The sequence below is a fragment of the Ensifer sp. PDNC004 genome, assembly GCF_016919405.1.
Lineage (GTDB): Bacteria > Pseudomonadota > Alphaproteobacteria > Rhizobiales > Rhizobiaceae > Ensifer.
Genome location: NZ_CP070353.1, coordinates 2222862 through 2235166, shown reverse-complemented (window position 1 = coordinate 2235166; position 12305 = coordinate 2222862). Strand labels below are relative to the sequence as shown.

Here is a 12305-nt window from a genome sequence, read left to right as displayed (position 1 = left end):
CCGGCATTCGCCGGGGCTCAACAGAAATTACCCTTCGGGGAGCGGTCCGTTGGCCGCGTTGCGCGGCCCGTTGGACGGAGGCACGCCTCAGGCGGCCTGCACATCCTTTTCCTTGAGCTCGAGCTGCCCGTTCGCAGCCAGCCTGATGGCTTCCTGCGTGATCGAACGCCGTGCGATGGCGATATCGCGCGGGTTGATGCCGGCATCGCCCATGGCGAGATCGGACTCGATCATGCGGCGCTGGCGCGCGCCGATGGAAGCAAGCACCGATTCGCGCAGTTCCGACGTCGAGCCGCGCAGCGCCATCGTGATGATGTCGGTCGACACGTCGTTGAAGAGCTGAACGCGGCTGCGCTGCGGCATGTAGAGCACGTCGTCGAAGAGAAAGATCTTCGGACGAACCTTGTTGGCCGACGCGGTGCTGAGCGATTCGAGCGAGGCAAGCAGCGTATCGACCTGCGGCTTGTCGAGTTCGTTCATCACCTCGGCGATCTTCGCCGGGCCTGCCGAATTGCGCTCCGCTTCCATCTCGCCGATCATTTCCATGACGCGGTTTTCGATGATTGCGGCGGCCTTCGGGTTGACGTCCTTCATGTTGACGGCGCGCTTCAGGATGTCCGGGCGCTGTTCTTCCGACAGCTGCAGCAGCACCTTGGCACCGAAGCTCGAAGGCATCATCGACAGCACGTAAGCGATCGTCTGTGCATGTTCCTTGGCAAGCTGGACGGAAACGGCGACCGGGTCGCATTCCTGCAGGCGATCCCAGATGTTGGCTTCGTAAGACTGGAACGTGGCGCGTCGGCCGAGAAGGCCGTCGACTTCGTCCGGCGTCAGGCCTTCCTCGAGAATGCTCTCAATCGCCTTGGCGTTGTCCATGAGGCCAGCGCCCTCGGTGAAGAGGTCTTCGAACTCATTGACGAGGGCTTCGAGCTCATGCGGCGGAATGGCGCGTAGCGACTGCGCCGAGGCGATGATCGACTGCAGTTCGCTCTGGGTGAAGAACTTCAACAGCTTGCTGGCGACGCCCTTGCCCATCGCAAGCAGAACGGCCGCCGCCTTGTCCGTCTGGCTGAGCGGCCTTGATAGCGCCTGAGCCTCGAAACTTTCGAAATCCATCATGGATTCATCCTTCGCCCAATCATTGGGCCCTATGACTTCTTATTGCCCTTGATCTCGATGAGTTTGACGCCGAAGCGGGTATCGTCGCCTTCGAGAACGGTAATTTCGCCACGGCCGATCACGCGACCGTTGACCATGATCTCCACCGGCTCGCCGATGCGGCGATCCAGCGCGATCGTTGCGCCTTCGCTGAGGTTCATGAGGCCCGAGACCTGCATCCGGCTCGAGCCGAGCACGATCTGCACGTCGATCGGAATGTCCATGATCAGATCGAGATTGGCGTTCATGCCGCTGCCGGGCGGCGTATCGACGGCCGCATCAGCGCTGTCGAAGGACGTCGCGGCAAAATCCGTGCCGCCGAAATCGCTCGTCGCGGCCGCGCCGCCGAGATCGGCGCCGAAGTCGCTGGAGCCGAAATCGCCGCCGAATGCGTCGAGGCCGCCAGCGGCCGGTGCGCCAAAATCACTGCCGAAATCGGTGGTGCCAAGCGCTTCGCCGCCGAATTCGGAGCCGAAAGCATCAGGCGTGTCGGAATCCTGCTTCAGGACACCGCGCAGATCGTTAATCGCCTGGTCGAGTTCCATATCTCCGACAGCGACTTCGGCCTGTTCGTTGATGGGTGCTTTTTTGGGTGCCATGTGAGAACTATTCCAGTTGAAGCTTGCCTCAGGCATGCTGCGAGCGCGCGGCAGGCCGATTTAACTCATGATGTGGCGAAGGATGTCCTGTTCGGATCCGTGCGTATCCTTGACCCGAACCGTGTATTTCGATCCGGCGCGCCCGAATTCGCAGACATAGAGGTCGCGGCCATTGGCGTTGACGTCGACGCGAACGTCCTGGGCGTCGAGGAAGGGAATGACGTCGCCCGGTTGCAGACGGCTGATCGTGTCGAGCGTCAGGCTTTCGAGCCGGATACGTGCCTCGATCGTCACCGCCGAACGGCGAACCTGCTCCTCCAGCTGTTCCGTCCACTCGGCCTTCGCCTTGCGCTGCTGTCCGCTTCCCTTGGGGAAGACGATCGTCGTCTTCAGAAGCACGCTTTGCGGAACGATGATCGAGAAGGTGGAAAGCACGGGGCCGAAGCCGATCGTCATGTCGATCGCGCCGGCGTGAACGTCCTCGATCATCGGATCGGGCTTGGGGCGCGCGACGCTGTTGATCGGGCGTTCGACGATCGGCTCGAAGCTGCCAGGCGCATTGACGGCGGTCCTGAGCACGTCGGCGATCTTCTCGAACAGCGGCACGGCCACGTCGATTTCGATCTGGGAAAGAGCGCGCGGCTGCGGCTCCTCGATGCCGGCGGGCTCGGCGCCGAGCAGCGCCTCCACCAGAGCGATGATGATCGGGCTGTCGCAGCCGATCTGAAAGTCCGTGCACCAGTTGCGCAGCGAAACCTCGCTGATCAGCACGCCCGTGCCCATCGACGAGATCAAGTCGCGGCGCATCCCGGTCCGGTGGCCGGCATAGCCGATGGTGATGTCGAGACCCGTCTCCGCCCGGCACATGTCCGGCAGGAATTCGCCGAAGACCTGGCCGAGTTCGAGGGCCAGCCGGCCGATCACCCGGTCGTCGCCGAGCGCGCCGGTCATACGCGCGAGGAGCTTGCGGTCGAATGCGTGAACATTGGAGGTCATCAGATCAAGCCGCCTTGCTTTCGCCGCCGCCGCCGGGGTTCATCATTTCCTGCTCGACCGCGTCGATCGACGGACGCTCGTAGGCCGAAATGGTCTTGCGGCCATATTCGAGAGCGACCTGCGGAACCGAGCCGTTCATGTAGGCAAGTAGTGTCTGCTTGACGATGATGTAGAGCCGGTTCTGCTTCTCGCGCACCGATTTGACGTTGGCCACGAGCGGCGCGACGATCGAATAGGAGAGAAACACGCCGAGCAGTGTGCCGACGAGAGCGGCCGCGATCTTGGCGCCGAGAACTTCGGGCGCCTCGCTGATCGCGCCCATCGCCTTGATGACGCCGAGAACGGCCGCGACGATACCGATCGCCGGGAAGGCGTCGCCCATCGTGTTCAGCGCGTGGTAGCACTTCATCTTGTCGTGGGTGATGGTCTGGATTTCCTCGTCCATCAGCGCTTCGATCTCGTGCGAGCGGGCGTTTCCAATGATGATCAGACGCACGTAGTCGCAGATGAAGGCGGTCAGTTCCTTGTTCTTCAGAACCGTCGGCGCCGACTGGAAGATCGTGGATTCCTCGGGGTTGTCGATGTGGCTTTCGATCTCGTTGCGCGACTTGGTGCGCAGGTCGCGCATCAGCGAATAGAGAACGCCGAGCGTGTCGAGATACTCGCGCTCTTTCGGCACCTTGTGGCGAAAGGCTTCGCCAAGCGCCTTGCCGGTATCCTTCACCACCTTCATCGAGTTGGCCATGATGAAGCCGCCGACGCCGGCGCCGCCGATGATCAGCAGTTCGAACGGCTGGTTGAGGACTTCCATGTGGCCGCCCATCGCCAGATAGCCGCCGAGGATACAGCCGAACGTCACAAGAAGTCCGATGATGATGTTCATATTCGATACCTGTCGCGATCTTATTTTCCGCTAACGGGATACGGTTTCATCCTTGCGTGAGGCTGGCCGGTCCTGGCGACAGGGCCACCTGGCGGAACAGGTTCGCGCAAGGCTGTCCGGTCAGGATTTGTCAGAACAGGCTCAGGGCTGCCTGTCTCATTCCGGCAGGGGCGGAGCGATCGTGACCACGACCTATACGAGCTACAAGTTGATTACGGCCGACTTGACGAAGTCGCTGGCCCGTGTTGCCGAGCAGCCCGATGTGGCGCGCGAGACCGCGTACTATCTGTCGAAGATCGGCGACGTCAAAACGATCGACGACTTCTTTGCCGATACCCGCCTCTACAATTACGCGATGAAGGCGCACGGCCTCGAAGACATGGCCTATGCCAAGGCCTTCATGCGCAAGGTGCTGACGGAAGGCGTCGACAACGAAGATGCCTTCGCCAACAAGCTGACCGACAACCGCTACAAGCAGCTCGTCGAATCGCTGAATTTTGCAGCCCACGGCGCGGCCGCCACGTCTTTCGATCGTGCGCAGAAGGGCGTCGCAGAAAAATACACCCGCCAGACCCTGGAACAGGACGCAGGCGAAGAGAATGCCGGCGTCAGGCTTGCGCTCTATTTTTCCCGCATGGCGCCGACAATCAACAGCGGTTACGCCATCATCGCCGACGAGGCGATCGCCCAGGTGGTGCGCACGGCCCTGCAGCTGCCCAACGAATTCGCTGCGACCAATGTTGATCGCCAGGCCGAGACCTATGAACAGGCGCTCGATTTCAAGGACTTCCAGGACCCGACCAAGGTAGCCGAGTTTCTCGACCGGTTCACCGCGCTCTGGGAAACCAAAAATTCAACGGACGGTTATGATCCGCTCGCGGTCTTCGGCTCGTCGAGCGGCTACGGCATTTCTTCCGATCTTCTCCTGTCCATCAACAGCCTGAAACTCGGGGGAAACTGAGCGTGCAAACCGGTCTTTACGTCGCAATCTCGTCGCAGATGGCGCTTGAAAAGCGCCTCAACACACTTGCCGACAACATCGCGAACTCTAACACCGTCGGCTTCCGTGGAACCGAGGTGAAGTTCAACCAGATGCTCGGCGACACCAAGCCGGTGAAGGTTTCCTATGTCAGCAAGGGCGAGGAGTTCCTGAACACTAGCAACGGCTCGCTCTCGCGCACCGGTTCCTCGCTCGACTTTGCCATCAAGGGCGACGCCTGGTTCCAGATCGAGACGCCATCCGGTCAGGCGCTGACGCGCGACGGTCGTTTCACGCTGACGGACACCGGCGAACTCGTCACCATCCGCGGCTATCCGGTGCTCGACGCCGGCGGCGCGCCGATCCAGTTGAACGGCAATGGCGGTGAAATCACCGTCGGCGCCGATGGTGCGCTTCATCAGAACGGCGTCGCCGTCGCCTCGCTCGGCCTTTACGAGGCCGATTTCAGCCAGGGCTTCATCCGTCTCGACAACAGCGCCGTTCAACCGGCAGCGCAGGTCGAGCCGGTGGTCGACCGGTTCGATGTGGGCGTCATGCAGGGTTTCGTCGAGGAGTCCAACGTCAATGCCATCCAGGAAATGTCGCAGCTGATCATGGTCACCCGCGCCTTCGACCAAATCACCGCCCTCTTGCGTGACAGCGAAGGATCGCTCGAAGAAGCGGTCAAGACGCTTGGCGGCAGTCGTTAATCTGTGACGGACATCGGCATGCAAAGCGAAGGCCTGAAACCGAGCGCGGGATCGACATCTCTGGCGGCACTTGCCGGCCTGGTCGAGCGCTATGCCAAACCCGAATTCTCGATCGCACCCGGCGGTCACGTCCAGACGATCTCGCCCGGCCACTACACGGTGACCGGCCTGTCGCGGCATGTCCGGCTCGGCGATTTCGTCGCCCACAAGAGCGTCACCGGAACCCATCTCGGTGAGGTCGTTCGGGTCGAGCCGGAGCGGGTGGTCGTCTGCCCGATCGAGCCCGGCGACCCGATCGGCATCCACGACACGGTCATCCGCAAGGGCGCCTTCCGCGTCGCGCCGACCGACCAATGGTGCGGTCGTGCGATCAATGCGCTCGGCGAACCGATCGATGGTCTCGGTCCTCTGCAGCAGGGCGACGTGCGCCGCTCGATCACCAACACCGCGCCGCCGTCGATGACCCGCAAAAGGGTCGAGAAGGGCTTCCTGACCGGCGTGCGTGCGATCGACATCTTTTCTCCGCTCTGCCTTGGCCAGCGTCTCGGCATTTTCGCCGGCTCCGGCGTCGGCAAATCGACGCTGCTCTCCATGCTGGCGCGGGCCGATGCCTTCGACAAGGTGGTGATCGCGCTGGTCGGCGAACGCGGCCGTGAAGTGCGCGAATTCATCGAGGATACGCTGGGCGACAATCTGGCGAAGTCCGTCGCAGTCGTCGCGACCAGCGACGAGAGCCCGATGCTGCGCAAGATGGCGCCGCTGACCGCCGTCACCATCGCTGAGCATTATCGCGACAACGGCGACAACGTTCTGTTGATCGTCGACAGTGTCACCCGCTTCGCCCACGCGATCCGCGAGGTCGCAACCGCGTCCGGCGAGCCGCCGATCGCGCGCGGCTATCCGGCCTCGGTCTTCACCGAACTGCCGCGCCTGCTGGAGCGCGCCGGCCCGGGAACCGAAGGCGCCGGCACGATCACGGCGATCATCTCCATTCTCGTCGACGGCGACAATCACAACGATCCGGTCGCCGACTCGACTCGCGGCATCCTCGACGGCCACATCGTGCTCGAGCGCAGCCTTGCGGAGGAGGGGCGGTACCCGCCGATCAATCCGCTCGCCTCGATCTCGCGTCTCGCGCGCAAGGCCTGGACCCCCGACCAGGAAAAGCTGGTCTCGCGCCTGAAGGCGCTGATCCACCGCTTCGAAGAGACCCGCGACCTTCGCCTGATCGGTGGCTATCGCCCAGGTGGCGATCCGGATCTCGACATGGCGATCAAGCAGGTGCCGGTCATCTACGAGGTATTGACGCAGACCGCCGGTGAGCGCCCGGCGCAGGATGCCTTTTCCGATCTCGCCAACGCGCTGAAGGCGGCGGCGATGGGCAATCAGCCGGGTGCGAGAACGAGGTGATGACCATGACCGATTATGATGCGGACGAGATGGTTCACCAGCGCAAGCGAAGCCGCATGCCGATGACCGACAAGTTCCTGGCTGCGACCGGCGTGGCGCTTGCCGCGTTCGCGACCTTCTTTCCCTGGTATGCCTTCTTCCACCAGGACCAGTTCACCATGCCGCCTTTGTGGCAGGGTTCGACCCGCGAGCTGCCGGAGCGCGCCGCGCGCAACGTCGTCTCTGTCTCCCCGCTCGCCATGCCCGACGCGGACGGCGAGACCTTGGCCGCCATCGACCAGCTGACGACGGCGACGGTGCCGGGCATCGGCGCCGGTCCGGGACCGGAAGGGACAGCCGCGGAAGAGGGGCTGTCGCAGCCCTTTCCCGGCAAGTCCGGCTTCAAGCTGATGCATGTCGCCAACGGTCGCGCACTGATCGAGGATGCGAGCGGCATGTACATCGTGCGCGTCGGTTCGGTTCTGCCCGACAACACGCGTCTTGCCACGCTCGAGCAGCGGGATGGCCACTGGGTGATGATCACCTCCTCCGGCGAAATGTACCAGGCCAACTGACGCAGATCCGTATTCCTTTCCCGTGACCGCCGCGCCATCTCTGACGGATGACGCGGCTTTTCTGCCTTTTGCAGGTAATCTCCGGCGGCCGCGGTCCCGATCCCGCGGGCATCGCTTTCCGACGAAAGTCCCACGCAAGATTACCGGCCTAGGTTCGCATCAGCAAGCATGGAGCTTTTGATGCAACCGATTCAGCTTTTCGACCTCGCGTCCCGGCAGGCCCAGTGGCTGACCGTTCGTCAGAACGTGGTGGCCGGCAACATCGCCAATGCGAACACGCCGCACTACAAGGCCAAGGACGTCAAGCCGTTCGAAAGCGTTCTGCAGGACGCCGGCATCCAGATGGCGGCGACCAACAAGATGCATTTCACGGACGGCCTCGCAGCCTCTCAGGTGGCTGAAGTCGGCATGGTCGACGGCGTGCAGATCCAGCAATCGGGCAACAGCGTCGCGATCGAGCAGGAAATGATGAAGACCGGCGAAATCAAGCGCGACTACGAGCTCTCCGCGGGCCTCGTAAAGGCCTTTCACCGAATGATGCTAATGGCGGTACGGAAGTAAGAACCATGGATCCATTGACCTCGGCCCTCAAGGTATCGGCCTCCGGCCTGCAGGCGGAATCGACCCGCCTGCGCATCGTCTCCGAAAACATCGCCAACGCCCGCTCCACCGGCGATACGCCGGGCGCGGATCCCTATCGGCGCAAGACCATCAGCTTTGCCGCCGAAGTGGACCGCGCAAGCGGCGCCTCGCTGGTTGAGATCGAGCGCCAGGGCACGGACGATTCGGACTTCAACATCGAGTTCGATCCGGGCAATCCGGCCGCCAACGAAAAGGGCATGGTCAAGCTGCCGAACGTCAACATCCTGGTCGAGATGGCCGATATGCGCGAAGCCAACCGCGCCTATGAGGCGAACCTGCAGACCATCAAGCAGTCCCGCGACCTGATTTCCCAGACAATCGACCTGTTGAGAGCCTCGCAATAATGATCGATGCAGTTAAATCCCTCGGCGCGTTCTCGGTCACCAAAGAGACCGATGGCACCCACTCTACGTCATCCTCGTCGTCGATCTTCGGCATGCCGGCCGCCACCCAGGGCGTGCCGCAGGGGCAGAGCTTCGCTTCGGTTCTCGGCGACATGGCGACCGACGCCATCGGCGCGATGAAGAAGGCGGAAGGCATGTCACTCGACGGCATTCGCGGCCAGGCAAACACCCGTGAGGTGGTCGATGCGGTGATGAGCGCCGAACAGTCGCTGCAGACCGCGATCGCGATCCGCGACAAGGTGGTCACCGCCTACCTCGAAATTGCGCGCATGCAGATCTGAAGGAACGAGACATGAAGGCCCTTTCCATTGCCGCCACCGGCATGAACGCCCAGCAGCTGAACCTCGAAGTCATCGCGAACAACATCGCGAACATCAACACGACGGGTTACAAGCGCGCGCGTGCCGAGTTTTCCGATCTGCTGTACCAGACCGAACGCGCCCAGGGCGTGCCGAACCGCTCCAACCAGGCGATCGTTCCGGAAGGCGCGATCATCGGCCTCGGCGTGCAGACGGCAGCCGTGCGCAATCTTCACATCCAGGGCAGCATGGTCTCGACCGGCAACGAGTACGACCTGGCGCTGATCGGCCGCGGCTGGTTCCAGGTCGAAACGCCCGATGGCGAGACCGTTTATACCCGCGCCGGCGCCTTCAACAAGAATGCCCAAGGCCAGCTCGTGACGATCGACGGCTACACCGTTGTTCCGGGTATCACCGTTCCGCAGGACGCGACCGACATCGTCTTCACCAGCTCCGGCCAGGTGATGGTGCGCATCGGCAACAACCCGGCGATGCAGGAAATCGGCCAGCTGACGATCGCCAACTTCGTCAACGAGGCGGGCCTCGAGCCGCAGGGCGAAAACCTCTTCAAGCAGACGCCGGCCTCCGGCGACGCGATCGTCGGCACGCCGGCCGATCCGGGCTTCGCGCAGATCAAGCAGAAGTATCTCGAAGCGTCCAACGTCGATCCGGTCAAGGAAATCACCGACCTGATCTCGGCGCAGCGCGCCTACGAGATGAACTCCAAGATCATTCAGGCCGCCGACGAAATGGCGGCCACGGTGAGCAAGAACCTCAGGTAACGAAAGAGGGGGCAAACATGACGTTTCGCCGATCCGCAGACATCAAGGCTTCGAAGGCCGGCCGCGCCAGCGCGCGGCGGCTGGCGGCTGGCGCGCTCCTTGCCACCGCTTTCCTGTTGCCTTCGACAGGTTATGCGGAGCGGCTGACGGCGGTAATCCCCACGCAGACCATCTATCCGGGCGAAACCGTCGACGCGAGCCGCGTCGAAGTCGTCGACGTCACCAACCCCGATCTCGCCGACGGTTACATCAGAACCCTGGGCGAGATCGACGGCAAGGTCACCAAGCGCACGCTTCTTCCCGGCCGGGTGATCCTCGCGAGCGCGCTGCGCGAGCAGTACGCCGTCGAGCGCGGTTCGACCGTGCGCCTCGTCTTCAGCAATGGCGGCCTGACCATCAGCGCTGCCGGATCGCCGCTCCAGGACGCCGCCGTCGGCGAACTGATCCGGGCGCGCAACATCGATACCGGCGTCATCGTTTCCGGAACGGTGATGGCCGACGGCACTGTCCATGTGGTGGCGAAATGAAAATGCTTGCATGCAAATGGTTCCTGTCGCTGGCCGTCGCGTTTTCCATGGCGCTGACACCCGCCTTCGGCGCATCCCGGATCAAGGATGTCGCCTCGCTTCAGGCGGGCCGTGACAACCAGCTCATCGGATACGGCCTCGTCGTCGGCCTCCAGGGCACGGGAGACAGCCTGCGCTCGTCGCCGTTCACCGACCAGTCGATCCGCGCGATGCTGCAGAATCTCGGCATCTCCACCCAGGGCGGCGAGTCCCGGACGCGCAACGTCGCGGCCGTGCTGGTGACGGCGAACCTGCCACCGTTCGCCAGCCCCGGCAGCCGCGTCGACGTGACCGTCGGCTCGCTCGGCGACAGCACGTCGCTGCGCGGCGGCACACTGGTCATGACCTCGCTTTCAGGCGCCGACGGCCAGATCTATGCGGTCGCGCAAGGCTCCGTCGTCGTCACCGGCTTCAACGCACAGGGCGATGCCGCGACGCTCAACCAGGGTGTCACGACGTCTGGTCGCGTGCCGAACGGCGCCATCATCGAGCGCGAGCTGCCGTCGAAGTTCAAGGATGGCTTCAACCTTGTGCTGCAGCTGCGCAATCCTGATTTCTCGACGGCCGTTGGCATGGCCGCAGCGATCAACAAATATGCGGCCCAGCAATATGGCGGTCGCATTGCGGAAGCCCGCGATAGCCAGGCCGTTCTCGTCGAGAAGCCGAAGATGGCGGATCTGGCGCGGCTGATGGCCGACATCGAAAACATCGTCATCGAGACCGATGTGCCCGCGCGCGTCGTCATCAACGAACGCACCGGCACGATCGTCATCGGCCAGGATGTTCGGGTCAACGAGGTGGCCGTCAGTTACGGAACCTTGACCGTGGAAGTCAGCGAGACGCCGACGGTGGTGCAGCCGCTGCCCTTCTCGCGCGGACAGACGGCGATGGAACCGAACACGACCATCAACGCGCAGTCCGACGGCGGCACGGTGGCGATCCTCAACGGGTCGAGCCTTCGCTCGCTCGTCGCCGGCCTCAACAACATCGGCGTCAAGCCGGACGGCATCATCGCTATCCTGCAGAGTATCAAGACGGCCGGTGCCCTCCAGGCGGAGCTCGTGCTGCAATGACGGCAAACGACAATCATTCTTTCGGCCTGATGCCCAAGCTGCTGCTCGCCGCAGCGGCTGTCGCGTCCATGCTCTCGATGCCCGGCGCCTTCGCCCAGGACGTCACGGCGCCGCCGGCCAGCGACGCGACCCAGAACGAGATCCAGCAGTTCTGCACCAACATCGCCGATGCCGCGCGCGACCAGCGCTATGTGCTGCAGCGCAAGGATCTCGAAACGCTGCAGGCCAGCATCGACGAGCGTATCGCAACGCTGGAAAAGCGCCGCGACGAATACGAAGACTGGCTGAAGCGCCGCAACGATTTCCTGAAACAGGCGGAACTCAACCTCGTCGGCATCTACAAGACGATGAAGCCGGACGCAGCTGCCGGCAAGCTTGAGATGGTGAGGCCCGAAATTGCCGCCGCCATCGTCATGCAGCTGCCGGCGCGCCAGTCGTCGTTGATCCTGAGCGAAATGAGCGACGAGAAGGCGGCGGTTCTCACCAACATCATCTCGAGCGCCAGCGACCCGAACACCTCGAAGGAACCATCATGAAAACGCGTCTAACGGCTATACTGACCGGGGCCGCCCTCCTTGCGGGATGTCAGAACCAGGCGCTCAACGAAATCGGCCGCGCGCCTTCGATGAGCCCGATCGGCAGCGGCCTGCAATATTCGCAGACCCCGCAGCTGGCTATGTACCCGAAGCAGCCACGCCAGATGACGAACGGCTATTCGTTGTGGAACGACCAGCAGGCAGCCCTCTTCAAGGACGCGCGCGCGATCAATGTCGGCGACATCCTGACGGTCGACATCAAGATCAACGAAGGCGCCACCTTCGACAACAAGACCGACCGCAGCCGCAAGAATGCGAGCGGCTTCAACATCGGCGCCAACGGCAAGTCGCAGACGAGCGATTTCGATTGGTCGGGCGAACTGAAATACGGCTCGAACACCAAGACCGAAGGCGATGGCAAGACCGAGCGCTCGGAAAAGCTGCGCCTGCTCGTTGCGGCCGTCGTGACCGGCGTGCTCGAAAACGGCAACCTGTTGATCAGCGGTTCGCAGGAAGTGCGCGTCAACCATGAACTGCGCATCCTGAACGTCGCCGGCATCGTCCGGCCGCGGGACGTCGATGCCGACAACGTTATTTCCTACGACCGCATCGCCGAGGCACGCATCTCCTACGGTGGCCGTGGCCGCCTGACTGAAGTGCAGCAGCCGCCCTACGGCCAGCAGTTAATGGATCTATTTTCGCCGATCTGATCGG

General features: G+C 62.9%; 16 protein-coding genes. 12 read left to right on the top strand and 4 right to left on the bottom strand.

The genetic code is table 11. The features are described 5' to 3' along the window. Positions 1-87: 87 nt before the first annotated feature. From fliG to motA, 4 genes are read right to left on the bottom strand one after another with little or no spacing between them, the layout of a single operon-like run. The gene (gene fliG / locus JVX98_RS19105) at positions 88-1119 is read right to left on the bottom strand and encodes a flagellar motor switch protein FliG (RefSeq protein WP_034796925.1); all 1032 of its coding nucleotides are present in this window, start codon (positions 1117-1119) and stop codon (positions 88-90) included. Positions 1120-1148: 29 nt separating this feature from the next. Continuing rightward, entirely contained in the window at positions 1149-1757 is a 609-nt protein-coding gene (gene fliN, locus JVX98_RS19100; protein ID WP_205237093.1) for a flagellar motor switch protein FliN, read from the bottom strand. A gap of 60 nt (positions 1758-1817) precedes the next feature. After that, positions 1818-2753 carry a FliM/FliN family flagellar motor switch protein gene (locus JVX98_RS19095; protein ID WP_192447862.1) on the bottom strand — a complete coding sequence of 312 codons (936 nt, stop codon included), beginning with the start codon at positions 2751-2753 and terminating at the stop codon, positions 1818-1820. A gap of 4 nt (positions 2754-2757) precedes the next feature. Beyond that, a complete protein-coding gene (motA, locus tag JVX98_RS19090) occupies positions 2758-3636 on the bottom strand; it encodes a flagellar motor stator protein MotA (protein WP_043613037.1) in 879 nt (292 codons plus the stop codon). Positions 3637-3817: 181 nt separating this feature from the next. Between motA and JVX98_RS19085 the strand changes: the two genes are divergently transcribed. From JVX98_RS19085 to flgH, 12 genes are all read left to right on the top strand, one after another. After that, entirely contained in the window at positions 3818-4597 is a 780-nt protein-coding gene (locus tag JVX98_RS19085; protein WP_205237092.1) for a DUF1217 domain-containing protein, read from the top strand. Positions 4598-4599: 2 nt separating this feature from the next. Next, on the top strand, positions 4600-5325 hold the full coding sequence (gene flgF / locus JVX98_RS19080) for a flagellar basal-body rod protein FlgF (RefSeq protein ID WP_192447861.1): 726 nt from the start codon (positions 4600-4602) through the stop codon (positions 5323-5325). A gap of 18 nt (positions 5326-5343) precedes the next feature. Beyond that, positions 5344-6735: a flagellar protein export ATPase FliI gene (gene fliI, locus JVX98_RS19075; RefSeq protein WP_192447860.1), complete on the top strand. Its 1392-nt coding sequence runs from the start codon at positions 5344-5346 to the stop codon at positions 6733-6735. Then, positions 6735-7289: a flagellar protein gene (locus tag JVX98_RS19070; protein ID WP_192447859.1), complete on the top strand. Its 555-nt coding sequence runs from the start codon at positions 6735-6737 to the stop codon at positions 7287-7289. The genes fliI and JVX98_RS19070 overlap by 1 nt, the downstream gene beginning before the upstream one ends. 180 nt (positions 7290-7469) lie before the next feature. Next, complete coding sequence (flgB, locus tag JVX98_RS19065; protein WP_192447858.1) at positions 7470-7850, top strand: flagellar basal body rod protein FlgB; 381 nt, start codon at positions 7470-7472, stop codon at positions 7848-7850. 5 nt (positions 7851-7855) lie between these two features. Next, the gene (flgC, locus tag JVX98_RS19060) at positions 7856-8275 is read left to right on the top strand and encodes a flagellar basal body rod protein FlgC (RefSeq protein ID WP_034796910.1); all 420 of its coding nucleotides are present in this window, start codon (positions 7856-7858) and stop codon (positions 8273-8275) included. Then, positions 8275-8616: a flagellar hook-basal body complex protein FliE gene (locus JVX98_RS19055; RefSeq protein WP_043613027.1), complete on the top strand. Its 342-nt coding sequence runs from the start codon at positions 8275-8277 to the stop codon at positions 8614-8616. Before flgC ends, JVX98_RS19055 begins: the two co-directional genes overlap by 1 nt. An 11-nt stretch (positions 8617-8627) precedes the next feature. Then, on the top strand, positions 8628-9416 hold the full coding sequence (gene flgG / locus JVX98_RS19050; protein WP_192447857.1) for a flagellar basal-body rod protein FlgG: 789 nt from the start codon (positions 8628-8630) through the stop codon (positions 9414-9416). Positions 9417-9433: 17 nt separating this feature from the next. Continuing rightward, entirely contained in the window at positions 9434-9943 is a 510-nt protein-coding gene (flgA, locus tag JVX98_RS19045; protein WP_192447856.1) for a flagellar basal body P-ring formation chaperone FlgA, read from the top strand. Continuing rightward, positions 9940-11055, top strand: coding sequence for a flagellar basal body P-ring protein FlgI (locus JVX98_RS19040; RefSeq protein ID WP_043613025.1), 1116 nt, complete (start codon positions 9940-9942; stop codon positions 11053-11055). The genes flgA and JVX98_RS19040 overlap by 4 nt, the downstream gene beginning before the upstream one ends. Then, positions 11052-11591 (top strand): MotE family protein, encoded by a 540-nt coding sequence (locus tag JVX98_RS19035; protein WP_205237091.1) that lies wholly within the window; start codon positions 11052-11054, stop codon positions 11589-11591. Before JVX98_RS19040 ends, JVX98_RS19035 begins: the two co-directional genes overlap by 4 nt. After that, positions 11588-12301 carry a flagellar basal body L-ring protein FlgH gene (flgH, locus tag JVX98_RS19030; protein WP_192447854.1) on the top strand — a complete coding sequence of 238 codons (714 nt, stop codon included), beginning with the start codon at positions 11588-11590 and terminating at the stop codon, positions 12299-12301. The genes JVX98_RS19035 and flgH overlap by 4 nt, the downstream gene beginning before the upstream one ends. The last annotated feature ends 4 nt before the right edge of the window (positions 12302-12305 follow it).